Annotated in this window: 24 protein-coding genes and 1 other annotated feature; of the genes, 17 read left to right on the top strand and 7 right to left on the bottom strand. The window is 44.6% G+C overall.

What is annotated here, in order from left to right; genetic code table 11:
• Nucleotides 1-58 precede the first annotated feature (58 nt).
• Complete coding sequence (gene bceA, locus ACQXR1_RS12600; protein WP_014665065.1) at nucleotides 59-820, top strand: bacitracin ABC transporter ATP-binding protein BceA; 762 nt, start codon at nucleotides 59-61, stop codon at nucleotides 818-820.
• Nucleotides 810-2,750 carry a bacitracin ABC transporter permease BceB gene (gene bceB, locus ACQXR1_RS12595; protein WP_430772258.1) on the top strand — a complete coding sequence of 647 codons (1,941 nt, stop codon included), beginning with the start codon at nucleotides 810-812 and terminating at the stop codon, nucleotides 2,748-2,750. Before bceA ends, bceB begins: the two co-directional genes overlap by 11 nt.
• A gap of 36 nt (nucleotides 2,751-2,786) precedes the next feature.
• Here the strand turns inward: bceB and ACQXR1_RS12590 are convergent, their stop codons facing one another.
• Entirely contained in the window at nucleotides 2,787-3,533 is a 747-nt protein-coding gene (locus ACQXR1_RS12590; protein WP_430772257.1) for an LMBR1 domain-containing protein, read from the bottom strand.
• Nucleotides 3,534-3,721: 188 nt separating this feature from the next.
• Here ACQXR1_RS12590 and ACQXR1_RS12585 point away from each other — a divergent pair, with 188 nt between their 5' ends.
• The gene (locus tag ACQXR1_RS12585) at nucleotides 3,722-4,915 is read left to right on the top strand and encodes an MDR family MFS transporter (protein WP_206869217.1); all 1,194 of its coding nucleotides are present in this window, start codon (nucleotides 3,722-3,724) and stop codon (nucleotides 4,913-4,915) included.
• A gap of 32 nt (nucleotides 4,916-4,947) precedes the next feature.
• Here ACQXR1_RS12585 and ACQXR1_RS12580 read toward each other — a convergent pair whose 3' ends face one another.
• Nucleotides 4,948-5,733 (bottom strand): blue-light photoreceptor, encoded by a 786-nt coding sequence (locus ACQXR1_RS12580; RefSeq protein WP_306289566.1) that lies wholly within the window; start codon nucleotides 5,731-5,733, stop codon nucleotides 4,948-4,950.
• A gap of 404 nt (nucleotides 5,734-6,137) precedes the next feature.
• Between ACQXR1_RS12580 and ACQXR1_RS12575 the strand changes: the two genes are divergently transcribed.
• The 3 genes from ACQXR1_RS12575 (at nucleotide 6,138) to ACQXR1_RS12565 (ending at nucleotide 9,741) form a co-directional block, all read left to right on the top strand.
• Nucleotides 6,138-6,473: a DUF4257 domain-containing protein gene (locus tag ACQXR1_RS12575; protein ID WP_003223352.1), complete on the top strand. Its 336-nt coding sequence runs from the start codon at nucleotides 6,138-6,140 to the stop codon at nucleotides 6,471-6,473.
• A gap of 102 nt (nucleotides 6,474-6,575) precedes the next feature.
• Nucleotides 6,576-6,790: a binding site (T-box leader), on the top strand.
• Nucleotides 6,791-6,899: 109 nt separating this feature from the next.
• On the top strand, nucleotides 6,900-9,314 hold the full coding sequence (gene leuS / locus ACQXR1_RS12570) for a leucine--tRNA ligase (protein ID WP_103030873.1): 2,415 nt from the start codon (nucleotides 6,900-6,902) through the stop codon (nucleotides 9,312-9,314).
• Nucleotides 9,315-9,429: 115 nt separating this feature from the next.
• Nucleotides 9,430-9,741 (top strand): rhodanese-like domain-containing protein, encoded by a 312-nt coding sequence (locus tag ACQXR1_RS12565; protein ID WP_014665058.1) that lies wholly within the window; start codon nucleotides 9,430-9,432, stop codon nucleotides 9,739-9,741.
• Between the two features lie 21 nt (nucleotides 9,742-9,762).
• On the opposite strand, the gene melA is transcribed toward ACQXR1_RS12565, so the two are convergent.
• From melA to ACQXR1_RS12540, 5 genes are read right to left on the bottom strand one after another with little or no spacing between them, the layout of a single operon-like run.
• The gene (melA, locus tag ACQXR1_RS12560) at nucleotides 9,763-11,061 is read right to left on the bottom strand and encodes an alpha-galactosidase MelA (protein WP_326246004.1); all 1,299 of its coding nucleotides are present in this window, start codon (nucleotides 11,059-11,061) and stop codon (nucleotides 9,763-9,765) included.
• A 19-nt stretch (nucleotides 11,062-11,080) separates the two neighbouring features.
• The gene (locus ACQXR1_RS12555; protein ID WP_069150109.1) at nucleotides 11,081-11,911 is read right to left on the bottom strand and encodes a carbohydrate ABC transporter permease; all 831 of its coding nucleotides are present in this window, start codon (nucleotides 11,909-11,911) and stop codon (nucleotides 11,081-11,083) included.
• Nucleotides 11,908-12,819, bottom strand: coding sequence for a carbohydrate ABC transporter permease (locus tag ACQXR1_RS12550; protein WP_069150108.1), 912 nt, complete (start codon nucleotides 12,817-12,819; stop codon nucleotides 11,908-11,910). The genes ACQXR1_RS12555 and ACQXR1_RS12550 overlap by 4 nt, the downstream gene beginning before the upstream one ends.
• On the bottom strand, nucleotides 12,812-14,092 hold the full coding sequence (locus ACQXR1_RS12545; protein WP_103030870.1) for an ABC transporter substrate-binding protein: 1,281 nt from the start codon (nucleotides 14,090-14,092) through the stop codon (nucleotides 12,812-12,814). Before ACQXR1_RS12545 ends, ACQXR1_RS12550 begins: the two co-directional genes overlap by 8 nt.
• Nucleotides 14,093-14,125: 33 nt before the next feature.
• The gene (locus tag ACQXR1_RS12540; protein ID WP_071581115.1) at nucleotides 14,126-15,160 is read right to left on the bottom strand and encodes a LacI family DNA-binding transcriptional regulator; all 1,035 of its coding nucleotides are present in this window, start codon (nucleotides 15,158-15,160) and stop codon (nucleotides 14,126-14,128) included.
• Between the two features lie 217 nt (nucleotides 15,161-15,377).
• Between ACQXR1_RS12540 and ACQXR1_RS12535 the strand changes: the two genes are divergently transcribed.
• The 11 genes from ACQXR1_RS12535 to ACQXR1_RS12485 all read left to right on the top strand — a co-directional run bounded on the left by ACQXR1_RS12535 (nucleotide 15,378) and on the right by ACQXR1_RS12485 (nucleotide 26,675).
• On the top strand, nucleotides 15,378-16,277 hold the full coding sequence (locus tag ACQXR1_RS12535) for a dienelactone hydrolase family protein (protein WP_430772256.1): 900 nt from the start codon (nucleotides 15,378-15,380) through the stop codon (nucleotides 16,275-16,277).
• A gap of 73 nt (nucleotides 16,278-16,350) precedes the next feature.
• On the top strand, nucleotides 16,351-16,833 hold the full coding sequence (locus tag ACQXR1_RS12530; RefSeq protein ID WP_430772255.1) for a hypothetical protein: 483 nt from the start codon (nucleotides 16,351-16,353) through the stop codon (nucleotides 16,831-16,833).
• A 188-nt stretch (nucleotides 16,834-17,021) separates the two neighbouring features.
• The gene (bioW, locus tag ACQXR1_RS12525; RefSeq protein ID WP_071581116.1) at nucleotides 17,022-17,798 is read left to right on the top strand and encodes a 6-carboxyhexanoate--CoA ligase; all 777 of its coding nucleotides are present in this window, start codon (nucleotides 17,022-17,024) and stop codon (nucleotides 17,796-17,798) included.
• Entirely contained in the window at nucleotides 17,788-19,134 is a 1,347-nt protein-coding gene (gene bioA / locus ACQXR1_RS12520) for an adenosylmethionine--8-amino-7-oxononanoate transaminase (protein ID WP_430772254.1), read from the top strand. The genes bioW and bioA overlap by 11 nt, the downstream gene beginning before the upstream one ends.
• A complete protein-coding gene (bioF, locus tag ACQXR1_RS12515; protein WP_014665048.1) occupies nucleotides 19,124-20,293 on the top strand; it encodes an 8-amino-7-oxononanoate synthase in 1,170 nt (389 codons plus the stop codon). Before bioA ends, bioF begins: the two co-directional genes overlap by 11 nt.
• Nucleotides 20,290-20,985 carry a dethiobiotin synthase gene (gene bioD, locus ACQXR1_RS12510; RefSeq protein ID WP_103030864.1) on the top strand — a complete coding sequence of 232 codons (696 nt, stop codon included), beginning with the start codon at nucleotides 20,290-20,292 and terminating at the stop codon, nucleotides 20,983-20,985. The genes bioF and bioD overlap by 4 nt, the downstream gene beginning before the upstream one ends.
• A gap of 2 nt (nucleotides 20,986-20,987) precedes the next feature.
• Nucleotides 20,988-21,995, top strand: coding sequence for a biotin synthase BioB (bioB, locus tag ACQXR1_RS12505; protein WP_430772253.1), 1,008 nt, complete (start codon nucleotides 20,988-20,990; stop codon nucleotides 21,993-21,995).
• Nucleotides 21,996-22,060: 65 nt separating this feature from the next.
• Nucleotides 22,061-23,248: a cytochrome P450 gene (locus ACQXR1_RS12500; RefSeq protein ID WP_430772252.1), complete on the top strand. Its 1,188-nt coding sequence runs from the start codon at nucleotides 22,061-22,063 to the stop codon at nucleotides 23,246-23,248.
• Nucleotides 23,249-23,325: 77 nt separating this feature from the next.
• Nucleotides 23,326-24,087 (top strand): NAD-dependent epimerase/dehydratase family protein, encoded by a 762-nt coding sequence (locus ACQXR1_RS12495; protein ID WP_168781215.1) that lies wholly within the window; start codon nucleotides 23,326-23,328, stop codon nucleotides 24,085-24,087.
• Between the two features lie 207 nt (nucleotides 24,088-24,294).
• Nucleotides 24,295-25,155 (top strand): carbohydrate ABC transporter permease, encoded by an 861-nt coding sequence (locus ACQXR1_RS12490; RefSeq protein ID WP_080478349.1) that lies wholly within the window; start codon nucleotides 24,295-24,297, stop codon nucleotides 25,153-25,155.
• A 23-nt stretch (nucleotides 25,156-25,178) separates the two neighbouring features.
• Nucleotides 25,179-26,675 (top strand): extracellular solute-binding protein, encoded by a 1,497-nt coding sequence (locus tag ACQXR1_RS12485; RefSeq protein ID WP_430772251.1) that lies wholly within the window; start codon nucleotides 25,179-25,181, stop codon nucleotides 26,673-26,675.
• The last annotated feature ends 16 nt before the right edge of the window (nucleotides 26,676-26,691 follow it).

Genomic DNA, 26,691 nt, shown 5'->3' with positions numbered 1-26,691 from the left:
GAAAAGCCCGGCATTCCTTTTTATAATGAGATTATCCAATATAAAGGAGACTGCGTAAATGATGATTTTAGAAGCGAATAAAATTCGAAAAAGTTATGGAAACAAGCTGAATAAACAGGAAGTGCTGAAGGGCATTGATCTTCACATTGAAAAGGGCGAATTCGTCAGTATTATGGGTGCTTCCGGGTCAGGAAAAACCACTTTGCTTAATGTACTGTCCTCAATCGATCAGGTCAGTCACGGAACCATTCATATTAATGGAAATGACATGACGGCTATGAAGGAAAAGCAGCTGGCTGAATTCAGAAAACAGCATTTAGGCTTTATCTTTCAGGATTACAATTTGTTAGACACATTGACAGTGAAAGAAAATATCCTTCTGCCATTATCAATCACGAAACTGTCAAAAAAGGAAGCCAATCGTAAGTTTGAGGAAGTTGCAAAGGAACTGGGAATATATGAATTAAGGGATAAGTACCCGAATGAAATTTCCGGCGGCCAGAAGCAGAGAACATCCGCCGGAAGAGCGTTTATTCATGACCCGAGCATTATTTTCGCTGATGAACCGACCGGTGCGCTCGATTCGAAATCGGCCTCCGATTTATTAAACAAGCTGAGTCAGCTCAACCAAAAACGCCACGCCACGATTATTATGGTCACCCATGATCCTGTCGCGGCCAGCTACTGCGGCAGAGTCATTTTTATTAAGGACGGGCAAATGTATACACAGCTGAATAAAGGGGGCCAGGACAGGCAAACGTTTTTCCAGGATATTATGAAAACGCAAGGCGTGTTAGGCGGGGTGCAGCATGAACATTAATCAGCTCATCCTGCGAAATTTGAAAAAGAATCTCCGGAATTACTATTTGTATGTGTTTGCGCTCATCTTTAGTGTGGCGCTTTATTTCGCCTTTGTCACGCTGCAGTATGATCCAGCAATTAACGAAGTGAAGGGTTCAATCAAGGGAGCCGCGGCTATTAAAACCGCTTCGATTTTGCTTGTGGCTGTAGTGGCGATCTTCATTTTATATGCCAATACGATTTTTATTAAGAGACGGAGTAAAGAAATCGGGCTGTTTCAATTAATTGGAATGACAAAGCATAAAATTTTTCGCATCTTAAGCGCAGAAAATGTCATGCTGTATTTCGGTTCATTAGCGATCGGGGTCGCGGCCGGGTTTTCGATATCGAAGCTGGTCTTGATGATTCTGTTCAAAATTGTCGATGTCAAAGCGGATGCGAAGCTGCATTTTTCTGAGCAGGCCTTGGTCCAAACGGTCATTGTGTTCTGCGGCATTTACCTTTTGATCATGATCATGAATTATATGTTTATCAAAAAACAGAGTATTTTATCTTTGTTTAAAGTAACGTCCTCCACTGAAGACAAAGTGAAGAAAATATCATTTTTCCAAATGATAATCGGCGCTTTAGGCATCGTGCTGATTTTGACAGGATACTATGTGTCTTCTGAGCTGTTTGGCGGAAAATTCAAGACCATTAATGAACTGTTTGGTGCGATGAGCTTTATTCTAGGGAGCGTCATTATCGGGACGTTTTTGTTTTATAAAGGTTCGGTTACATTTATCTCGAACATCATTCGAAAAAGCAAGGGCGGCTACTTAAATATTTCTGAGGTCCTGTCACTGTCATCGATCATGTTCAGAATGAAATCGAACGCTTTGCTGCTGACGATTATTACAACCGTTTCAGCACTTGCGATCGGGCTGTTATCTCTTGCTTACATCTCGTATTACTCGTCAGAAAAGACCGCTGAACAAAATGTAGCGGCTGATTTTTCATTCATGAACGAGAAAGATGCCAAGTTATTTGAAAACAGTTTGAGTGAAAGCAACATCTCGTTTGTTACAAAAGTAACCCCTGTCCTGCAAGCAAATGTTGACATTGCAAATATCATGGATGGAACTCCGAAAGAGATGCAGGGTGATCCTAGCAACATGCAGCTTGCTGTTGTTAGCGACAAAGATGTAAAAGGAGTCGATGTGGCGTCTGGAGAAGCCGTTTTCTCAGGATACACCGACTTGCTGAAAAAAATAATGGTCTTCAAGGACTCTGGTGTTATTAAAGTGAAAAGCAAGCATGAGACGGAACCATTAAAATATAAAGGATTAAGAGAAGAGTTTCTTGTGTCCTACACGTTTACAAGCGGGGGCATGCCCGCTGTCATTGTGGATGACAGCCTGTTTCAACAGCTGGACAAGGATAAAGATCCCCGCATTCAGCTGGCGCAATCTAGATTTATCGGCATCAATGTGAAACATGAAGATCAAATGGAAAAAGCGAATGAACTTTTTCAACAGGTAAACAAGAAAAACGAGCATTTATCAAGACTGGATACAAGCATTGCGCAAAAATCACTGTTTGGTATCGTGATGTTCATCGTTGGCTTCCTAGGGTTAACGTTCCTGATCACATCAGGATGTATCCTTTATTTTAAACAAATGGGAGAAAGTGAAGATGAAAAACCGAGCTATACAATTTTAAGAAAACTCGGCTTTACGCAAGGCGACCTGATAAAGGGGATACGCATTAAACAAATGTACAACTTCGGCATTCCGCTGGTTGTCGGCCTCTTCCACAGTTACTTTGCCGTCCAATCCGGCTGGTTTTTATTTGGATCAGAGGTGTGGACGCCTATGATTATAGTGATGGTATTATATACTGCGCTCTATTCCATTTTTGGTTTTCTGTCAGTTCTTTATTATAAGAAGGTCATTAAATCGTCGTTGTGAAACAGAAAAAGCTCCAGACATTCTGGAGCTTTTTGTTTATCGTTTTGGCGCCCGGTAACCAGCGGCTTCAGCCTCTTCAACTGAGCAAAACATTTCCGCCGGATCGGTTGTCCGGTCATAGTATGTACTGCCTGGCGTGTGGTAGATGCCGTTTTTGCTTCCTTTGATATGACAGCCTTCTGCTTTGTCAGCTGTCTTGGTTTCATCACTTTTATTCGTATTGCTTGAAGAACCTCCAGCGTCTTCATGAGAACTGGCAGTTTGGCTATTTGCCTCTTTTAATTGCTTTTCAAGCTTTGTTTTATCTTGTCGGAGTGTTTCATTTTCAGCCTTTACCGTTTTTGTATCTTCTTTGAGCTGCTTTTGATTTTCTTGAAGCTCTTTCAACTCAGTTTTTAATGATTTCTGAGTCTTTTTTAGTTCGCGATTTTCTATTTCAAGCTTCTCAAGCTTGTCTTGATCTTCTGTATTGTCCTTTAATTTCTTTGCTTCAGAGCTGACAGATTTATATTCTTTCTCAAGTTCCTCATGCTCTTTTGTGAGACTTTTATATTCGGCGTTTAGTGCTGAATATTTTTTCTCAGCATTTGCTGCTGCAGCATCAGGTTCTGACAAGCCTGCCCCGGTGAAGAGCAGCACCAGGCCCCCTATCAAAAGCGGCCAAAAAAGTTTTTTAGAGAAACGTTTTTCTTTTTTTAAAACATATCTGGCGAGGTGATACAATCCGTAGCCAAGCGAAATGAGACATGCAAGAAAACCTAAGAATGCTAATACCATTTCCATATTATTACCCCTTTTTCTATTTATTTTACATTTTTTGAACCATATTTGTTAGATTTTTTCACGCTCATCAGTTGAAAAATGTGAGATAGACAGATAGAATGAATGTGCTATGATAACTGGATTCATACGGAGCCGTTTTAGGTTTCGTTTTTTTCATGAGCTTTTTTAGGGAAGAAAGGGGGATGAGTATGCCGCGTGCTCTTAAAATATTAGTTATTGGAATGTTTATCAATGTGACGGGTGCTTCTTTTTTATGGCCGCTGAATACGATTTATATCCATAACCATTTGGGAAAATCGTTAACAGTAGCCGGACTTGTCCTAATGCTGAATTCCGGCGCCAGTGTAGCTGGAAATTTATGCGGCGGTTTTTTGTTTGATAAAATTGGCGGCTTTAAATCGATTATGCTTGGGATTGCGATTACGTTAGCAAGCCTGATGGGCCTTGTCTTTTTTCATGATTGGCCAGCCTATATTGTGCTGCTGACGATTGTGGGCTTTGGCTCCGGTGTTGTTTTTCCGGCTAGCTACGCAATGGCAGGATCGGTATGGCCTGAAGGGGGAAGGAAGGCATTTAATGCGATATACGTCGCGCAAAACGCAGGTGTGGCTGTCGGTTCAGCGCTTGGCGGTGCCGTTGCATCTTTCTCGTTTTCATATGTATTTTTGGCGAATGCCGTATTGTATCTGGTCTTTTTCTTTATCGTATATTTCGGATTTCGAAATATTCAGACGGGAGATGCGTCCCAAACATCTGTGCTTGATTATGATGCTGTGAACAGCAAAGCAAAATTTGCCGCGCTCATCATTTTAAGCGGAGGCTATGTACTCGGATGGCTGGCTTATTCTCAGTGGTCCACCACAATTGCTTCGTACACACAAAGCATTGGAATCTCTCTTTCCTTATACAGTGTGCTCTGGACGGTTAACGGAATTCTCATTGTGCTTGGCCAGCCGCTTGTCGGTTTTGTGGTGAAAAAATGGGCCGAGTCGCTAAAAGCGCAAATGGTCATCGGCTTTATCATTTTTATTGTGTCTTTCAGCATGTTGCTGACAGCAAAGCAATTTCCAATGTTTCTGGCTGCGATGGTGATCCTGACGATCGGAGAAATGCTCGTTTGGCCTGCAGTGCCGACGATTGCCAATCAGCTTGCCCCTAAAGGGAAAGAAGGCTTTTATCAAGGCTTTGTCAACAGTGCGGCGACAGGCGGCAGAATGATTGGCCCTCTGTTCGGAGGAGTGCTTGTCGACCATTACGGCATTAAGGCTCTTGTTTTATCTCTGTTGGTATTGCTGCTGATCAGTATTGCCACAACGCTTTTATATGACAAACGGTTAAAATCAGCTAAAGAAACAAAAAAGCAGGCATCAATCTCTTCATAAATAAAAGATCCCGCCGGATGAGCGGGATCTTTTTACATAATCGGAAGCACTTTAACGGCATCCTTTACATTTGAATATGTTTTCAGCGACGAAAAATTGGCATCCAGTTTATTCATTTTCATGGCCAATTCAGGCTTAATGCCGGTAATAATTAACTCAGTTCCGGTCAATTTCAGCAAATGGCTCAGCTTAAAAATTTGGTCGGCCGTTTGTTCGTTCACTTGGGCCAATCCAGATAAATCAATGATCAAATAATCATCTTTGGATGTTGATAAGATATTCGTCAATGTGCAAACGATGGAATTAAATCGCTCCTCTGTCAGGTTTCCGACTAGCGGAAGAGCCGAAATGCCATTGCGAATCGGGACAATAGGAGTTGAAAGTGCAGTAATTTCTGTGAGGGAATCCTCGAGAAGTTTTTCATACTCTTTTTGCTCGGTGATATCTTTCTGAATTCCGACAAAATACGTTTTGTCCTCTATTTCCATTGGATCAATATTTAATTCATTCCAGAACATCGTTCCGTCTTTTTTATAGTTTTGGATCTGAACGGTGACTGGCTCTTTATTTTGTATAGCGGTTCTGATGTTGTCCACTTCTGCAGGACCTGTGTGTTTCCCCTGTAAGAAGCGGCAGTTCTTTCCTAAAATTTCCTCGGCCTCATAGCCGGTGATTTGAACAAAGCCTTGATTGACGTAGACAATAGGATTATCTTCAAGTGCGGGATCTGTAATTACCACACCGACTCGCGCGTGATCAAGCGCTTTTTTGATGATTTCCAGCTGTTCTGGTATCCCAAATGATTGAAAACTAGCCATATAAATCCCCCTTAGGCCGTCAGCTTGCTATGCGAAAGCCTGATATTCCCCTTTTTTAAAATGAATTCTACAGTAACCCTAGCACAACACATGTTCTGATTCAAGCAAGCGCAGTTTGTTGTTTGTCATTAGGGCTTGTCCTCGTATACACTAAAAATAAGAACAGAATTTGAACATATGAACGGAAAGGTTTTTTACATGCTAAATAGGTGACTAGGTCAATGTCACTGGGTGAAAAATGAATCCAATGCATCAAGCTTACCGATCATGTGTTCACATATAATGGAAGAAACAAGCTTTTTTCAGATTTGCCAGTATGTAGATATCGAAAATCATCGGAATCGTTTAAGGGGGCTGGATGGCCTGAAGTCGCTTTACGAAATAAGGGCTTTAGGAAGGTGATGATGAAGATGCTGCATCAGGTACTTATTGCTTGTGTAATTGGAGGAATCATGGGGATTCTCGGTCACGTTAAAAAGAGAGGCAGGCTGGAGAAGCCCAGAATGACGAAGCGGTTTATCTACCTTGGATTTTTGGAAGATTGGTTTATCGGAATGACAGCTTCCATTTTACTTGTACTATCCGCTGACCCCGATTCAGGAATTCAACTTGTCATCTTATCCATTATCTCAGGCTACGGCGGTGAAGCTGTGCTCAGAAGTTTTGACTTTGTGAGAGAAATGAACAGCGGCGGCGAACCGGCCGAGTCCAAACGTCAAACCAAAACTCCACCCGAATAATTGTCCTCAATCTTCGCCCGTTCAGGGTACATTCCCATTGTATACAAACCTGCTTGCACTTATGAACAGAATTCTATAAAATACAGTTAGATTACGGTTGCGATAAGAACAATGAAGAGGAGCAGTAAGAAACAGATATTGTTGCAGAGAGTTGACGGCTGGTGAAAGTCAATCAAGTTTGTTTCCGAACTCACCTCAGAGTTGCAGCGGTGAAAAGCCGCTGACGCATAACTGCGTTAAAAGTATCAAGTGAGTGCGGTGTATGCCGCGCTAACGAGGGTGGTACCGCGGGAAAACGAAAGTCTCTCGTCCCTTTTAGGGATGAGGGAGTTTTTTTTAGTTTGGGAATATTCTGAATATAATCCTCTCCTTCCCGTCAATACTTGAACCATACACGCCGTATTCAATCAGAAGGAGGTTTTTACTTTGAGTTTTCAGCACAAAGAGATAGAAAAGAAATGGCAAACATATTGGCTTGAAAACAAAACATTTGCCACTCTTGATAATAATGAAAAACAAAAATTTTATGCGCTGGACATGTTCCCTTATCCGTCTGGAGCTGGGTTGCACGTCGGCCATCCTGAAGGATACACTGCAACGGATATTCTGTCCCGCATGAAGCGCATGCAGGGCTATGATGTCCTTCATCCAATGGGCTGGGACGCATTCGGCCTGCCGGCTGAACAATACGCGCTTGACACAGGGAACGACCCCGCTGTGTTTACGAAGCAGAATATTGATAATTTCCGCCGCCAAATTCAAGCGCTTGGCTTCTCATATGATTGGGATCGTGAAATCAATACGACTGACCCTGAATATTACAAATGGACGCAATGGATTTTCTTAAAGCTTTATGAAAAAGGCCTTGCTTACGTTGACGAAGTGCCTGTAAACTGGTGCCCTGCACTCGGTACGGTTCTTGCCAACGAAGAAGTCATTGACGGCAAGAGCGAACGCGGCGGCCATCCGGTAGAGAGACGCCCAATGAAGCAGTGGATGCTGAAAATCACAGCCTATGCGGACAGGCTCCTTGAAGACTTGGAAGAGCTTGATTGGCCGGAAAGCATTAAAGATATGCAGCGCAACTGGATCGGCCGTTCGGAAGGCGCTCACGTTCATTTTGCTATAGATGGACATGATGAATCCTTTACGGTGTTTACAACAAGACCAGATACGCTGTTTGGCGCTACATACACTGTCCTTGCTCCGGAACACGCATTGGTGGAAAACATCACAACGGCTGAGCAAAAAGAAGCTGTTGAAGCTTATATCAAAGAAATTCAATCAAAGAGTGACCTTGAGCGTACGGATCTTGCAAAAACAAAGACAGGCGTATTCACAGGAGCGTATGCGATCAATCCTGTAAACGGAGAAAAACTGCCGATTTGGATTGCTGATTATGTGCTTGCATCATACGGAACAGGTGCTGTCATGGCTGTTCCTGGCCACGATGAGCGTGATTTTGAATTCGCCAAAACATTCGGCCTTCCGGTGAAGGAAGTCGTAAAAGGCGGAAACGTTGAGGAAGCAGCCTACACTGGCGACGGCGAGCATGTGAACTCTGATTTCCTGAACGGCCTTAACAAACAGGAAGCGATTGAGAAAGTGATCGCTTGGCTGGAAGAAACGAAAAACGGCGAGAAGAAAGTGACGTACCGCCTTCGTGACTGGCTCTTCAGCCGCCAGCGTTATTGGGGCGAGCCGATTCCGGTCATTCACTGGGAAGACGGAACGTCAACAGCTGTCCCGGAAGAGGAGCTGCCGCTGATTTTGCCGAAAACGGATGAAATCAAACCGAGCGGAACGGGCGAATCACCGCTTGCGATCATTAAAGAGTGGGTGGAAGTCACAGACCCTGAGACAGGGAAAAAAGGAAGAAGAGAAACGAATACAATGCCGCAATGGGCGGGAAGCTGCTGGTATTTCTTGCGCTATATTGATCCGCACAATCCGGATCAGCTGGCATCACCAGAAAAATTGGAAAAATGGCTTCCGGTCGATATGTATATCGGCGGTGCGGAACATGCCGTGCTTCACCTTCTGTATGCCCGTTTCTGGCATAAGTTCCTTTATGATATCGGCGTAGTGCCGACGAAAGAACCGTTCCAAAAGCTGTACAACCAAGGAATGATTCTCGGCGAAAACAACGAAAAAATGAGTAAATCTAAAGGGAACGTTGTCAATCCTGACGAAATCGTGGCCTCTCACGGTGCTGATACACTGAGATTGTACGAAATGTTCATGGGACCTCTTGATGCTTCAATCGCCTGGTCTGAATCAGGATTAGACGGTGCGCGCCGTTTCCTTGACCGTGTATGGCGCCTATTCGTTGAAGACAGCGGTGAGCTTAATGGCAAAATCGTTGAAGGCGCTGGTGAAACATTGGAGCGCGTGTATCATGAAACAGTCATGAAAGTCACAGACCATTATGAAGGCCTTCGTTTCAACACGGGTATTTCTCAGCTGATGGTCTTTATTAATGAAGCTTATAAAGCAACAGAACTGCCGAAAGAATATATGGAAGGCTTCGTGAAGCTTCTTTCTCCTGTCGCGCCACACTTAGCGGAAGAGCTTTGGGAGAAGCTTGGCCATTCCGGCACAATTGCCTACGAAGCTTGGCCTGTATATGATGAAACAAAACTTGTGGATGATGAAGTTGAAATCGTTGTTCAGCTGAACGGAAAAGTAAAAGCGAAATTACAGGTTCCTGCCGATGCAACGAGAGAACAGCTGGAACAGCTTGCTCAAGCTGATGAAAAGGTCAAAGAGCAGCTTGAAGGCAAAACGATTCGGAAAATCATCGCGGTGCCTGGCAAGCTTGTCAATATTGTGGCAAACTAAGCCTAGAAAAAATCCCCTTTGCCAAAAGGGGATTTTTTTCATCAGTCTCAGAATAGCAATCGTTCAGCTGACTTTGATATACTGAACATGATCACTGTGAATAGGAGTGTTTTCTTTGGAAATAAAAGAAATCAGCACAGCCGCTTTGAAAGAAAAAATTGAGGCGGACGAAGAATTATATTTAATTGATGTCAGAGAAGATGAAGAGGTAGCGGAAGGCATGATTCCGCAAGCCGTTCATATTCGCATGGGGGATATTCCTGAAAAAATGGACACCCTTGATAAAGACAAAGAATACGTATTTATCTGCCGCTCAGGAATGCGCAGCATGAACGTCTGCAAGTACCTGGATGAGCAAGGCTTTAAAACAGTCAATGTTGAAGGCGGCATGATGGCCTGGGAAGGCGAAACAAAACCAAAAAACTAGGGGAGAGCGATCCCCTAGTTTTTATTTGTATTCCGGAAGCCAATCGCCATGTGCTGCAAATAAATCGTCACACATGGAAATGATGTCCTTCATGGAAAGCTCCGCACTTGTATGCGGATCAAGCATTGCAGCTTGGTAAACCGCTTCTTTTTTCCGTGTGACAGCCGCTTCGATTGTCATCAGCTGTGTATTAATATTCGTCCGGTTTAAGGCTGCAAGCTGCTCAGGCAGTTCTCCGGCGAAGCACGGTGTAATTTTTTTTCTGTCGGCGACGCATGTCACTTCCACAACCGCTTTTGAAGGAAGGTTGGTGATCAGTCCTGTGTTTAAGACGTTTCCTCCGAAGGTGAATGGCTCGTTTGTTTCCATTGCTTCTATAATTCTAGAACCATATTCCTTGGAGCGTTCGTGCGTAAGGTTTTTATTGTTGACAATGTCATCCCGCATTTTCTCCCAATTTTCAATCTGCTTGACGCACCTTCTCGGATATTCGTCGAGCGGGATTTGCAGCTCGCTGAGCAGTTCAGGGTAATTCCGTTTAATAAAGTACGGGTGATACTCTGCGTTGTGTTCGGATGATTCCGTGACATAATAGCCAAACTTATCCATTAATTCAAATCGCACCATATCATGATGCTTTGTTTTTTGTTTTTCTTTCGCTCTCCTTTTGATTTCTGGATACAAATCCGCGCCGTCTTTTTTGACTTCCAAAAGCCAAGCCATATGATTGATGCCCGCAATGCGTTCCTCAATTCCGTCATGCTCCATTCCGAGAGCTTTACATAAATCCTTTGTGCATACTTGAACACTGTGGCAGAGCCCGATTGTTTTGATATTGGTATAGCGGAGCATGGCGCCTGTAAGAGAAGCCATAGGATTTGTATAGTTTAAAAACCACGCATCCGGGCACATTTCTTCCATATCTTTAGCGATATCAAATAAGACCGGGATGGTTCTGAGTGATCTGAAGATCCCGCCGATGCCGACTGTATCGGCGATCGTCTGGCGCAGCCCATACCGTTTAGGAATCTCGAAATCAATGACTGTGCTTGGTTTGTAACCTCCAACCTGAATCGCATTGATGACATAGCCTGCGTTTTGCAAGGCAAGTTTTCTGTCATCATAGCTGTTGATCGCCACACTCGGGTTATAGCGGTCTCTTAGATTTTCGAGCATGAGCTGGGATTCCTGCAGGCGTTTGGGATCAATGTCGTAAAGCGCGAACTCAAATCCGTTCAGTGCCTCTGTTAACAGGCAGTCTCCCAACACATTTTTGGCGAAAATCGTGCTTCCTGCGCCGATAAATGTAATCTTTTTCATAATGCTTCCTCCTTTAGTGTTAACCCTTTACCGCTCCGGAAGACAGGCCGGCAATAAAGTATTTTTGCAGCGCCAAAAACAGAACAACCATTGGCAGCATTGCCATAAGCGCCGCTGCGGCAACTAAATGCAGGTTGTTGGCGTTTTCTCCGAAAAAACCTGCCATGGCTACTGTTAATGTCTGAACCTTTTGATCTTGTAAAAAGAAAATGGCAAATTGATAGTCGTTCCATATAAAAACACAAGAAATAATACAGATGGTTGCAGTGATCGGCTTCAGCAGAGGAAACACAATCGTAAAAAAGATTTTCAGCATCCCTGCGCCGTCAATTCTTGCGGCTTCTTCAAGCTCTTTTGGAATGGTCGATCGGATAAAGCCCGAATACAAGAATACGGTTAACGGCATGTAAGCCGCTGTATTGATCAAAATGGCGATGGCGTGTGTATTGACCATTCCGGCGTCCACGACCATTCGGTACAAAGGGACCATGGATGTTAACGGAGGGATGATCATAATGGAAATCAGCAAGGCAAAAACGGCTTTATTCAGTTTTGTTTCCCGCCGGGCAAGCGGGTAGGCGGCAAGTGAGCCGAATATAATTAATAACAAGGCAGAAAAACCTGTGATGATCATGGTGTTCATAAAAGAGTTTCCTAGCGAAGCACGCTCCCACGCCTCTGAAAAATTGTGAAAGGAGATGTCGGCTGGAAATATCCATTTCGAACTGTAGTCTCCTTTTGCTTTCAATGAAGTAGTCAGCAGAATATAAAAGGGAATAAAATGCGCACAGGCTACAATGGCGGCAAGAAGCGTAATGATCCGCGTGTTTTTTGAACGGGCGGCTCTCATGACATTTCCGCCTCCTTTCTTTTAAAGTACGCAAGCGCGCAAAAGCTGATGATCAAAATGACAAATGCCATAAATATGCCTTGTGTTGCAGCATAGCCGGCATCCTGTCGCTTGAAATACAAATCATACATAAACGTGGACATGGATTGTGATGCATTTCCGGGACCGCCCGCGGTGAGCGCAATGATGACGTCAAACAGCTTTAAGCCTCCGATAATGTTAATGACCATATTAATGGTAATGGAGGGCATTAACAGCGGCAGCGTGATGGTGAAAAACTGCTGGCCTTTTTTCGCGCCATCCATTTGTGCTGCTTCATAGTAATCTTTCGGAATGCTTTGCAGCCCGGCTAAGTAGACAACCATAGCGATCCCGACATATTGATAGGTGTTAATCATGACAATAATCCATGGATTGAGCGATGGGCTGGCGAGCGCATTAATAGGGCTGATGCCGAAGACACCGAGCAAATCGTTGAGCGCGCCTCCGTCATAGGAGAAGAAAAAGTACCAAATGTAACCCATAATGAGCGGGCTGATCATCACCGGCAAATAGACAATTGTTCTTGTTAGCGCTTTCGTTTTAATGCTTTGATTCAAGAGGAGAGCGTACAGAAGCCCGACCACATTTTGAAAAAAAGTGCTGCCAAGCCCATAAAGCAGGGTGTTTTTTAAGATGTGCCACGTGTCAGGGTCAGAAAACAGCCTTTCATATTGCGCGAATCCTACCCATTGGTAGACTTGTGAAAAGCCGTTCCAGTTTGTAAAGGTAATTAATGTGCCTTTCACAAACGGGTAAATCATAAAGACCAGAACGGAAAGCAAAGCAGGAATGTACATCCACCAAAGTGAGGACTGCTTTTTTGGCTTAACCTGTTTCACATGAACGTCCCTTGCGATCTCACTCATTGTTTTCAGCCCCCTGTGTTTCCGATTGCTCCCGGAGTCGTTTATATTCTCTTCCCAGCTTCTTCGAAATGTCTTGAGGCGCCAAAATGTCAGCCGTAAGCTCCTGTCCGACCGTGCCCAGGACATCCCACATTCCGTTTGGCAAGTATAAACGGTCGAAGTAAGGCTCAACTTTGACATTTTGATAATGCTCATAATCATTTGCGTAGAAAATATCAGCCTTCACATTGGTCAGCCCTGAAGGAAGCGATGTGGCCTCAGCCATTTGTTTGGCATTGGCCGAGCGGGCCATAAATGCGATAAATTCTTTTGCCTCTTCTAAGTGAGGCGAATCTTTCCATGCTGCAAGCGTGTAGCGTTCACCGCCAATCCATATTGGGTCATCACCGGGATGTATGGCAGGTGTCGGGATAATGCCGACCTTGACGTTCGGATTGATCTGGGCAACGTCTTGGCCGAGTGTGCCGCCTTGCATTGTAAAGGCGATTTTGTTTTGGGCCATTAATTCAATAAGCTGTGATTTTTTTGCCGTGACGGCGTCGATATTCATCAATTTTTCCTTCTGCATTTGTTTGAGGGTTTCTGATAAATAAGTGAATTTACTCCATTGAAAAGTGCCGTTGATGAGCTGTTTTTTTTCATTATGGGCAGGATCTGTGATGAGAAGAGGTGTAGCGAATTGGTCGTAATATTGAGCGAATGAGCTTTTGTCATAGCCGGCAAACCAGAAGGGCACAATCTTTCCCTTGCTCTTTTCTTTAATCGTTCTCAGCGCTTTGATAAAGTCATCCATGGTTTCCGGCGGGGCAATGCCATAACGGTCTAAAATATTACGGTTATACGCCAGGCCGTCTTTTGCCTGATTGATCGGATAGGCATACACCTTTCCGCTTTTATTTTTGAGGATGCTGTTTAAATTGGGATCGAGATCTTGAGTCCATTCCATCTTCCGGAGATCCGCTGTATATTCTCCGTACCTGATTTTCCCCCAGCCATGTGTATCGAATAAATCAGGCAAATCATTGGCCGCCATTCTGACACGCATCATATTTTCATAGTCATTGCCTGGGAAATGAAGGCTGACATGAATGTCACTGTGTTCCTTTTCGAATGCTGCCGCCAGTTTTCTGAACGTATCTCTTTCACTGTCGGTTGACATTGTGGAATAAATGGTTAACGTCTTTTTTGCGGTATCTTCTGAGCTTTTCTCTGCTGAGCATCCGGGCAGAATAAGCAGAATAAGAGAGAGAAATAAAACAAAAGTGTGTTTCATCTTTTCCTCCTTATCATCGTGATGAATATTTGCTTATGTCACCTCCTTAGCTGTACATCCGCAGCTTTGTCTTACGATTAATGTTGTGGGCAGGGTGACATGGTGGGGAAGGGTTCGTCCCTTAAGACGGTCAAGCAGCAGTTTTACGCCTGTCCGGCCCATTTCCTCTGTGTATACCTTCACCGTCGTTAAAGGCGTGCTGGCAAATTCAGCTTCCTCAATCCCGTTAAAGCTTACGATTGCAGTATCCCGCGGCACTTGCAGCCCGGCTTCCTGGAGCGCTTTTAATGCACCGATCGCCATGGAATCGCTGGCAATAAAGAATGCTTCAGGCAGATGGCCTTGAGCGATTGCTTTTTTCATCAGGCGATAGCCCTCACGCATGCTGTATTCTCCAATCAGCACATGCTCAGGCTGGGGGGCGGCTGACTCCAAAAAAGCGGTGAGGCGTTTGTCTTCAATGGTTCTGCGAATGCTTTGGCCGTCCTTCAGCGTATGCTCTTTTTCCTGTCCGCCAATGTAGCCTAACCGTTTGTAGCCTAAGTCGAAAAGATGATCAATCGCCTGGCGTGAAGCCGATTCAAAATCGATGCTAATCGAATCGTATGCTTGCGGATCAGGAGAATGATTGATGAATACGGCATGCTCCAGCTTTCCGCTAATATGCTTAACCGCTTCATCATGAACACGGCCGATGACAATGACACCATTCAATTCCCGAAAGATATGTTCCTGAAAGGAGCCGAGATGAATCGAGTTTGTAATAAAAATTTCCTGTTCAAAGCATTCCTTTTCAATGCCTTTGCGAATGGAAGAAAAATAAGGGTCCTGCCTTTCCTGATCAGGGGACAGACAGCTCAGCACGCCGATCAGCGGCTGGGCCCGCGGTTTTTGCCCGCGGGCTTTCCGGCGTTTGGCAACGGTTTGATAACCAAGCTCTTCAGCGATATTGATGACTCTTTGTCTCGTTTCGCCCGCAACAGAAAGCGACTCATCTTCATTTAAAATTCTGGAAACAGTTGCACTGGAAACATTAGCTTTCAAAGCGATATCTTTAATACGAACCATGGAAATCCCTCTCATCTATTTAGTAAAATATTAACTCACCTGTTTTTGATAAATTGATACTATCATATAAAAGTAAGCGGTTACAATGATTATTTTCGGAATATTTCGTTATGTTTACTAAATATTTAGTAAAAGATGTGATTTGTTTTGGAAAAATAAAGGGGAACCCGGATCTGTCTCGTAAATGTGAAGTAAGCGAATAAGGAAGGGTGATGGGATGAGAGCTGATAGAAGAAAGCAACTGTTTCGATTGCTTGGTGATTTGCCTGACCGGAGGCCAATAAGTGTTGAGACATTACGTATTGAAGAAAGAGGAGAAAATATCGTTGAAACGCTCCTGCTCGATTTAAATGGACTTGAAAAGGTGCCCGCTTATTTTGTGAAGCCGAGGATAACAGAAGGAGCTTGCCCAGCCGTATTGTTTCAGCATACGCATGGGGGCCGGTATGACAGGGGGAAAAGTGAACTGATAGAGGGAGCGGATTATTTGAAACCGCCTTCTTTTTCTGATGAGCTTACTTCTCTCGGATACGGCGTGCTTGCGATTGATCATTGGGGATTTGGAGATCGGCGGGGAAAAGCGGAAAGCGAGATTTTTAAAGAAATGCTTCTGACCGGAAAAGTGATGTGGGGGATGATGATTTATGACAGTTTAAGAGCGTTAGATTATATGCAGTCACGCTCTGATATTCAGTCTGACAGGATCGGTACCATCGGCATGTCTATGGGAGGGTTGATGGCGTGGTGGACAGCGGCGCTCGATGACCGGATTAAGGTGTGTGTTGATTTGTGCAGCCAGGTAGATCATCACGTGCTGATCAAAACACAGAATCTTGACAGGCACGGCTTTTATTATTACGTCCCATCTCTTGCAAAGCATTTTTCCGCATCGGAGATCCAAAGCCTGATCGCGCCGCGCCCGCACCTTAGTCTTGTTGGAATACACGATCGGTTAACGCCGGCCGAGGGCGTGGACAAAATCGAAAAAGAACTGGCAGATGTCTATGCTGGACAGGGAGCTTCTGATTGCTACCGGGTGGTCCGTTCTGCTTCAGGACATTTCGAAACATCAGTCATGAGGCATAAAGCAGTCCGTTTTTTGCAAACATGGCTGTGACTGTTACAGGAAACAGGCGGAAAGGCGCAGAATTGAAGCGAGGGAAGTGGAACCAATGGAATGACTAGACATAATGGATTGGGCTTTCTGGCGGCATCTCAATCCATTCAGCTGGTATATTCGTCCCCTTTTTTTATTAGTATTGGTTTATGCTGCGTATAAGCGCAGCTGGAAAGGTGTCCTCGTCACTTTTGTATTGATGATGAGCAGTATGGTCTGGTTTCCGGAACCTAAGAAGATTGATCTGCAAATGAAAAAAGTGCTGGAATTCGAGCAAATGCTTTTAAGCAGTCCGGTCTCGGCTGTTTTAACAATTGCTTTCATGCTGGTTTTTCCCGGTTTTATTTTGGCTGCTTTCTGGAAGCGGTCACTTGTATTTGGTTTAATCCTATTGAATGTGACACTTGTTGGGAAGGTGGCCCTGTCCTTATTATTCACAGGTGAGAATGGTTGGGCACCGTTAGGCAATACGATTTTTGGGCTGATGATGGTCAATGGAATCGGCCTGTTCATCAAGTATCGAAATCAAAAAAAACGCAGAGGAATAGACATCTAAGGCTAGGACCGTTTTACTGTAAAACGGTCTTTTTTGCTCGTTTCAGGGACAGGCCCTACAATTCCTATATTGACAGAATCGTATGTGAATAATAATATTCTAATTGTTAACTTTAATTTATAAATGGTTAACATTTAGAATAGGATGTGATATACGTTCTTCAGTTATCAGTGAAAGGGCGAGGAAACATGCAAGAAGAAACATTTTATAGTGTCAGAATGAGAGCTTCTGTGAATGGATCTCATGAAGACGGCGGAAAGCATATATCCGGCGGAGAACGGCTTATTCCTTTCCATGAGATGAAGCGTACAGTCAATGCCTTATTGGAAAAAGGGTTATCCCATTCAAGAGGAAAACCTGATTTTATGCAAATTCAATTTGAAGAGGTTCATGAACCGATAAAAACCATTCAGCCATTGCCTGTCCATACGAATGAAGTGAGCTCCCCGGAAGAAGGACAAAAGCTTGCGCGGTTGTTATTGGAAAAAGCAGGCGTTTCACGAGACGTGATTGACAAAGCATATGAACAAATCCCTGAATGGTCGGATGTCAGGGGAGCGGTGCTGTTTGATATTCACACAGGCAGGCGAATGGATCAAACAAAAGAAAAAGGCGTGCGGGTCTCCAGGATGGACTGGCCGGACGTTAATTTTGAAAAATGGGCGCTTTACAGTCACGTGCCGGCACATTCAAGAATAAAAGAGGCCCTTGCGCTTGCTTCAAAGGTAAGCTGGCACCCGGCAGCCATTGCAGAATTATGCTGGTCAGATGATCCAGATTACATAACAGGCTATGTTGCGGGTAAAAAACTGGGCTATCAGCGTATTACAGCAATGAAAGAATATGGGACTGAAGCGGGCTGCCGAGTCTTCTTTATTGATGGCTCCAAAGATGTAACCACGTACATACATGATCTGGAGAAGCAGCCTATTTTAATAGAGTGGGAGGAAAATTATGACTCATGATTTGATAGAAAAAAGTAAAAAACATCTCTGGCTGCCATTTACCCAAATGAAAGATTATGATGAAAACCCCTTAATTATCGAAAGCGGCAAGGGAATCAAAGTCAAAGACATAAACGGCAAGGAATACTATGACGGTTTTTCTTCAGTTTGGCTAAATGTCCACGGGCATCGTAAAAAGGAATTAGATGACGCCATAAAAAAGCAGCTCGGAAAAATCGCGCACTCCACGTTATTAGGCATGACCAACGTTCCTGCAACCCAGCTTGCTGAAACATTAATCAACATCAGCCCAAAAAAGCTTACGCGGGTCTTTTATTCAGACAGCGGTGCAGAAGCGATGGAAATAGCCTTAAAAATGGCGTTTCAGTATTGGAAGAACATCGGGAAGCCCCAAAAACAAAAATTTATCGCCATGAAAAACGGGTATCACGGTGATACGATTGGCGCCGTCAGTGTCGGTTCAATTGAACTGTTCCACCACGTATACGGCCCGTTGATGTTTGAGAGTTACAAGGCTCCGATTCCTTATGTGTATCGCTCTGAAAGCGGTGATCCTGATGAGTGCCGTGATCAGTGCCTGAAAGAGCTCGAACAGCTGCTTAAGGAACATCACGAGGAAATTGCCGCGCTTTCCATTGAATCAATGGTACAAGGGGCTTCCGGTATGATCGTGATGCCGGAAGGATATTTGGCAGGGGTGCGAGAGCTGTGTACAACATACGATGTCTTAATGATTGTTGATGAAGTTGCTACAGGCTTTGGCCGTACAGGAAAAATGTTTGCGTGCGAGCACGAGAATGTCCAGCCTGATCTGATGGCTGCAGGTAAAGGCATTACAGGAGGCTATTTGCCAATTGCCGTTACATTTGCCACGGAAGACATCTATAAGGCATTTTATGATGATTATGAAAACCTAAAAACCTTTTTCCATGGCCATTCCTATACAGGCAATCAGCTTGGATGTGCAGTTGCGCTTGAAAATCTGGCATTATTTGAATCTGAAAACATTGTGGAACAAGTAGCGAAAAAAAGTGAAAAGCTCCATTTCCTTCTTCAAGATCTGCTTGCTCTTCCTCACGTGGGGGATATTCGGCAGCTTGGCTTTATGTGCGGTGCAGAGCTTGTTCAGTCGAAGGATACCAAAGAGCCTTATCCGGCTGATCGGCGGGTTGGATACAAAGTTTCCTTAAAAATGCGAGAGCTGGGAATGCTGACAAGGCCGCTTGGGGACGTGATTGCATTTCTGCCTCCTCTCGCCAGTACAGCTGAGGAGCTCGAGGAAATGGTTGCCATTATGAAACAAGCGATCCATGAGGTTACGAGCCTTGAAGATTGATTCATGGCTGAACGAACGGTTAGACAGAATGAAGGAAGCCGGCGTACATCGTAACCTGCGGTCAATGGATGGAGCTCCGGTTCCGGAGAGGAACATTGATGGCAAGAATCAAACGGTCTGGTCCTCAAACAATTATTTAGGACTTGCAAGCGATAGACGTTTGATCGATGCAGCCCAAACAGCATTGCAGCAATTTGGGACAGGAAGCAGCGGCTCACGTTTAACGACAGGCAATTCGATCTGGCATGAAAAGCTAGAAAAGAAGATTGCCTGCTTTAAACGGACAGAAGCGGCGCTATTGTTTTCGAGCGGTTATTTGGCCAATGTCGGTGTCCTTTCATCTTTGCCAGAAAAGGAAGATGTCATTTTAAGTGACCAGCTCAATCATGCAAGTCTGATCGATGGCTGCCGACTTTCTAAGGCTGATACAGTTGTTTATCGGCATATTGATATGAATGATCTTGAAAACAAGCTGAATGAAACGCAGCGTTATCAGCGCCGTTTTATCGTAACAGACGGAGTATTCAGCATGGATGGCACGATTGCTCCTCTTGACCAGATCATCTCGCTTGCGAAACGCTATCATGCCTTCGTGGTCGTTGATGATGCCCACGCAACAGGAGTTTTGGGTGATTCAGGGCGAGGAACGAGTGAATATTTTGGTGTTTGTCCCGACATTGTGATCGGCACCTTAAGCAAGGCTGTTGGCGCGGAAGGAGGTTTTGCGGCAGGATCAGCGGTCTCCATCGACTTTTTGCTGAACCATGCCAGAACATTTATCTTTCAAACCGCTATTCCGCCAGCCAGCTGTGCGGCTGCACACGAGGCTTTCAACATGATTGAAGCCAGCAGGGAAAAACGGCAGCTTTTATTTTCTTATATCAGCATGATCAGAACCAGTCTGAAGAATATGGGTTATGCCGTGAAAGGAGATCACACGCCGATTATTCCCGTGGTCATCGGCGATGCCCATAAAACGGTCATATTTTCTGAAAAGCTGCAGGGCAAGGGAATTTATGCTCCTGCCATTCGGCCGCCGACCGTTGCGCCAGGTGAAAGCCGGATTCGAATCACAATCACGTCGGATCACAGTACGGGTGATATTGATCATTTGCTGCAAACATTTCATTCAATCGGAAAGGAGCTGCACATCATTTGAGGGGTTTTTTTGTGACAGGAACAGATACAGAAGTGGGGAAAACGGTTATATCCAGCGGAATCGCCGCATTATTGCGAGAACATAACAAAGATGTTGGGGTGTATAAACCATTTCTAAGCGGTATATCGCGCCATCATCCAGATAGTGATACAAGTCTGCTGAAAGACATGTCGCAGACCGTCCTCTCTCATGAAGACATTACGCCTTTTGCCTTCAAAGCGCCCCTTGCACCATACGTTGCAGGGAAACTCGAGGGAAAGACTGTCACCATGGAAGAGGTTTTAAGCCATTGGGAGCGGATTAAAGAAAAACATGAATGCTTCATCGTAGAAGGTGCGGGCGGTATTTCTGTGCCCTTGGGAGAGGATTATTTGGTCAGTCATGTCATAAAAGCGTTACAGCTTCCCATGATTATTGTGGCGCGTCCAAACCTTGGAACCATTAATCATACCTTTTTAACTGTCAAATATGCAGAAAGCATGGGACTTCCAATCGCCGGAATTATCATCAATGGAATCAGTGATTCTCCCGATCAAGATGAAAAAACCAATCCTGAGATGATTGAACGCTTATGCGGTGTGCCGGTTTTAGGGATTACGCCAAAGCTTGCCAACGTGACGAAAGAAACGGTTCTACATATGGTAAAAGACCATATCAATCTATCATTACTGATGAATCAAGTGGGGGTATGAGAATGAATCAATGGATGGAACTCGCAGACCGGGTGCTGGCTGGAGCAGAAGTGACAGACGAAGAGGCGCTTTCAATATTAAATTGTCCGGATGAAGATATTTTGCTATTAATGCACGGGGCTTTTCACATCAGAAAACACTTTTACGGAAAAAAAGTAAAGCTCAATATGATTATGAATGCGAAATCAGGGCTCTGCCCGGAGAACTGCGGCTATTGTTCACAGTCTGCCATTTCGAAAGCGCCAATTGAGTCTTACCGGATGGTGAATAAGGAAACGCTGCTTGAAGGCGCAAAGCGGGCGCACGATCTGAATATCGGCACATATTGTATCGTGGCAAGCGGCAGAGGGCCGTCCAACAGAGAAGTAGATCAGGTCGTAGATGCGGTACAGGAAATTAAAGAGGCGTATGGATTGAAGGTTTGTGCGTGCCTCGGACTGTTAAAGCCAGAGCAGGCGAAGCGGCTCAAAGATGCAGGAGTAGACCGTTATAATCATAATTTGAATACTTCGCAGAGAAACCATTCAAACATCACGACCTCACATACATACGATGACAGAGTCAATACGGTTGAAATCGCCAAAGAATCGGGACTGTCTCCGTGTTCAGGCGCCATTATCGGAATGAAGGAGACAAAACAGGATGTCATTGACATCGCCAAAAGCTTAAAGGCTCTTGACGCGGATTCCATTCCGGTGAATTTTTTGCATGCGATTGATGGCACGCCATTAGAAGGCGTCAACGAATTAAACCCGCTGTATTGTTTAAAAGTGCTGGCGCTGTTCCGTTTTATCAATCCATCAAAAGAAATTCGCATTTCCGGAGGGAGAGAGGTCAACCTCCGCTCATTGCAGCCATTAGGGCTTTACGCCGCAAACTCCATTTTTGTCGGAGACTACTTAACAACTGCCGGGCAAGAGGAGACGGAGGATCATAAAATGCTGAGTGATTTAGGCTTTGAAGTTGAATCAGTCGAAGAAATGAAGGCCAGTTTAAGCGCGAAAAGCTGAAGAATCAATAAAAGCAATCGGTGATGTCGATTGCTTTTATTTTTGAACAGAAAGGAGAAGATCACATGACAATTGCATCTTTACATGCATCCTCTGAGTTTTTGAAAAATCCATATCCTTTTTACGACACATTGCGAGCTGTTCATCCCATATATAAAGGGAGTTTCTTTAAATATCCGGGCTGGTATGTCACGGGATATGAAGAAACGGCAGCTATTTTGAAAGATGCGAGATTCAAAGTCCGCACACCGCTGCCTGAAAGATCAACCAAATATCAGGACCTTACACATGTGCAAAATCAAATGATGCTGTTTCAGAATCAGCCTGATCATAGACGATTGCGGACGCTTGCCAGCGGAGCGTTTACGCCGCGAACAACAGAGTGTTATCGGCCGTACATCATTGAAGCTGTTCACCAGTTGCTCGATCAGGTGCAAGGTGAAAAAAAGATGGAGGTCATTTCGGACTTTGCTTTTCCGTTAGCAAGCTTCGTCATCGCTAACATTATAGGTGTGCCGGAGGAAGATCGGGAGCAATTAAAGGAATGGGCTGCGAGTCTCATTCAAACGATTGATTTTACCCGGTCAAGAAAGGGATTAACAGAGGGCAATCATATTGCTGTACAGGCTATGGCATATTTCAGAGAGCTGATTCAAAAGCGAAAACACCACCCTCAACAGGATATGATCAGCATGCTCTTGAAGGGGGAAGAAAAGGATAAGCTGACGGAAGAGGAAGCAGCATCTACGTGCATATTGCTGGCGATCGCCGGACATGAGACAACGGTCAATCTCATCAGCAATTCAGTCCTTTGTCTGCTGCAGCACCCAGAACAGCTTTTGAAACTGAGAGAAAATCCAGATCTTATTGGTACAGCAGTCGAGGAATCTCTGCGATATGAAAGCCCCACGCAAATGACAGCCAGAGTTGCGGCAGAGGATATTGACATCAGCGGGGTGACAATCCGTCAAGGAGAACAAGTCTATCTTTTGTTAGGGGCGGCTAATCGAGATCCAAGCATATTCACACACCCGGATGTCTTCGATATTACGAGAAGCCCTAATCCGTATCTGTCATTCGGGCATGGCCATCATGTTTGCTTAGGGTCCTCGCTGGCACGGTTAGAAGCGCAAATTGCGATTAACACCCTTCTGCAGCGAATGCCCAGCCTGAAGCTCGCAGATTCTGAATGGCGATATCGGCCGCTTTTTGGATTTCGGGCGCTTGAAGAGCTGCGGGTGATTTTTGAATAAACCAAAGCATGTGAGTGCCAAAAAAAGTGTCAGCCCCGCCGAAAATGGGCAATCTATAAAAAAGGGGAGTGAACACAGTGAAAAAAGTGCTGATTGCCGGCGGAAATGGTGTGATAGGGAGACTGCTTGCTGAAGGGCTTATTTCAGATTATGAAGTGACAGTGCTTGATAAAGACCATTTCGATGGCACAGCCTCTTTCATTCAGGCTGACGCCGCAAATTACGAGGACCTCTTGAAGAAGATTCCGAAAGATACCGATGTGATCTTAAATTTACTGGCTGTCAAAATCAAATACGATGTCATGGACATCGCTGAGTTTGAAAAAATGACGGATGTTTTCTATAGGGCAAGCTATTATCTGTGCCGCGCGGCAGCAGAGCTCGGCATTCAAAAGCTCGTGTTCGCCAGCAGCAATCATGTCACAGATGTATACGAAAAGGACGGGCGTTCTCTGTTAGGACGGGAAATCACAACAAGCGATTATCCGCTGTCAAAAAACTTGTACGGTGTATTAAAGCTGACCTCTGAACAGATCGGCCATTTGTTTTATTTGGAAAATAAGCTTTCAGTGATCAACCTTCGAATCGGAACAGTCGTCACAGATGAAATGGATACGCTGCATGAAAAAGAACGGACGAAAAAGACACTGCTTTCTCATCCCGATCTGCTGTCGATTTTCAAAGCCGCTATTGAAACCAATATCCGGTACGGCACTTATTACGCCGTCTCTGATAATCCGGGCCGGCCATGGTCCATTGAATCTGCTGTCAATGAACTTGGTTTTTCGCCACAAATCAATACGGCAGAACTTCTGAGCGAGGAGGAGAACGGAGCATAATCATTTTCTAAGATTATGCTCTTTTTCTTTTGTCATTGGCTTTCATGCGCGGGATTCCCCGCCCGGCCTGGGGCTCTGTTCAAATGATTATAGACATGGCAATTACTGATTTGCTACATTTTAGACACGATATCGTCACATGCTGCAGCTTGTTTAGGAAAGAATGATAACGCTTACAAAAGAGAGGTGGGAGCTATCGCACATTCACTGAAAAGTCGCTTGTTTGATATGTTGATTTACGGGTTTTTGCTGATGTTCGCTTTAATATGCGTACTTCCGTTCATTCATGTCATCGCAGCTTCCTTCGCCACAGTAGAAGAAGTTGTGTCGAAAACATTTATTTTAATACCGACCACTTTTTCGCTAGATGCTTATCGCTACATTTTTTCAACAGATATTATTTATAAGAGTTTGCTTGTTTCTGTGTTTGTGACAGTGATAGGCACTGCAGTCAGCATGTTTTTATCTTCACTGATGGCTTACGGGTTATCCCGCCGTGAATTAATCGGACGGCAGCCGCTCATGTTTCTCGTTGTATTTACAATGCTGTTCAGCGGCGGCATGATTCCGACTTTTCTTGTGGTCAAATCCCTTGGATTGCTCGATTCTTACTGGGCGCTCATTTTGCCGACAGCCATTAATGCTTTTAACCTGATCATTCTGAAAAACTTCTTTCAAAATATCCCGGCAAGCCTGGAAGAGTCCGCGAAAATCGATGGGTGCAATGACCTGGGCATTTTCTTTAAAATCGTGCTGCCGCTGTCTTTGCCTGCGATCGCAACGATTTCATTGTTTTATGCGGTCACGTATTGGAACACGTATATGACAGCGATTTTGTACTTAAATGATTCAGCAAAATGGCCGATTCAGGTGCTTCTGCGCCAAATCGTCATTGTATCAAGCGGCATGCAGGGGGATATGTCAGAGATGGGCTCGGGCAGCCCGCCGCCTGAGCAAACGATTAAAATGGCGGTCATAGTGGTGGCGACCATCCCGGTTCTGCTTGTCTATCCGTTTATACAAAAGCATTTTGCAAAAGGAGCTTTACTGGGATCTGTTAAAGGATAAAAAATATGAAACGGAGGGGTACGATGGGAAACAAATGGAGGGTGCTTTTTATGGTGCTTGTACTGGCACTCGGCGGAGTGCTGGCAGGCTGTAAAGGGGCTGACCAGTCTGCGGCTGAAGGCAAGGCTGACTCGGATTCAAAGGTAAAGCTGTCTTGGATGGCGATTTTGTATCACCAGCAGCCGCCGAAAGACAGGGCGATTAAAGAAATTGAAAAGCTGACAAATACAGAACTCGACATCACCTGGGTTCCAGACGCGGTGAAAGAAGACAGGCTGAATGCGGCGCTTGCAGCCGGCAATCTTCCGCAAATCGTGACCATCCAGGATATTAAAAATTCGTCAGTCATGAATGCCTTCCGGTCAGGAATGTTCTGGGAAATCGGCGATTATATCAAGGATTATCCTAACTTAAACAAAATGAACAAACTCATTAATAAAAACGTAACCATCGATGGCAAGCTCTACGGGATATACAGAGAGCGTCCGCTTTCAAGACAGGGGATCGTCATTCGGAAGGACTGGCTGGACAATTTGAATTTGAAAACGCCGGAAACGCTAGATGAGCTTTATGAAGTGGCCAAAGCATTTACGGAGGATGACCCGGACAAGGATGGGAAAGATGATACGTTCGGGCTGGCAGACCGTAATGACTTGATTTACGGCGCGTTTAAAACGATTGGCTCGTATGAAGGCATGCCGACAGATTGGAAGGAATCAGGCGGCAAATTCACCCCTGATTTCATGACACAGGAATATAAAGACACGATGAATTATATGAAAAAGTTGCGTGATAAGGGGTATATGAATAAGGATTTTCCCGTCACAAGCAAAACCCAGCAGCAGGAGCTTTTTTCTCAAGGAAAAGCCGGCATTTATATTGGCAATATGGTAGATGCCGTCAATCTGCGCGACCATGCTTCTGATAAATCGATGAAGCTTGAGATCATCAACCGCATAAAAGGCCCAGATGGGAAAGAGCGGGTATGGGCATCAGGAGGCCATAACGGCGTGTTTGCTTTCCCGAAAACGAGTGTGAAAACGGAAGCTGAGCTTAAACGGATCTTGGCATTTTTTGACCGAATTGCCGAAGAAGACGTCTATAGCCTGATGACTTATGGCATCGACGGCGTGCACTACAACAAAGGAGAGGACAAAACGTTCACACGCAAAGAAACCCAGGTAAAAGACTGGCAGACTGATATTCAGCCGCTGTCCGCCTTAATAGCCATTGATAAAGCCTACTTAAAAAACACGGGAGACCCGCTTCGGACGGCGTATGAGGAGCTGACTGAGGACAATGAAAAGATCATCGTCTCTAATCCTGCTGAAAGCCTGTATTCCGCGGCGGAGTCGGAACGGGGGGATGAACTGAAGAAAATCATTGATGACGCGACCTATAAATATATGATTGGCGACATCACAGAAAGCCAGTTTGATAAAGAAGTGGAAAAATGGGAGTCAAGCGGAGGAAAACAAATTATTCAGGAATACGAAGAAGCGTTTAAACAATCAAAATAACATTGGAAAAACCCAA

This window comes from Bacillus sp. ATD (assembly GCF_050585765.1).
GTDB lineage: Bacteria > Bacillota > Bacilli > Bacillales > Bacillaceae > Bacillus > Bacillus stercoris.
Note: the sequence above shows the minus strand (reverse complement) of the source record. Positions and strands in the feature narration are given on the sequence as shown.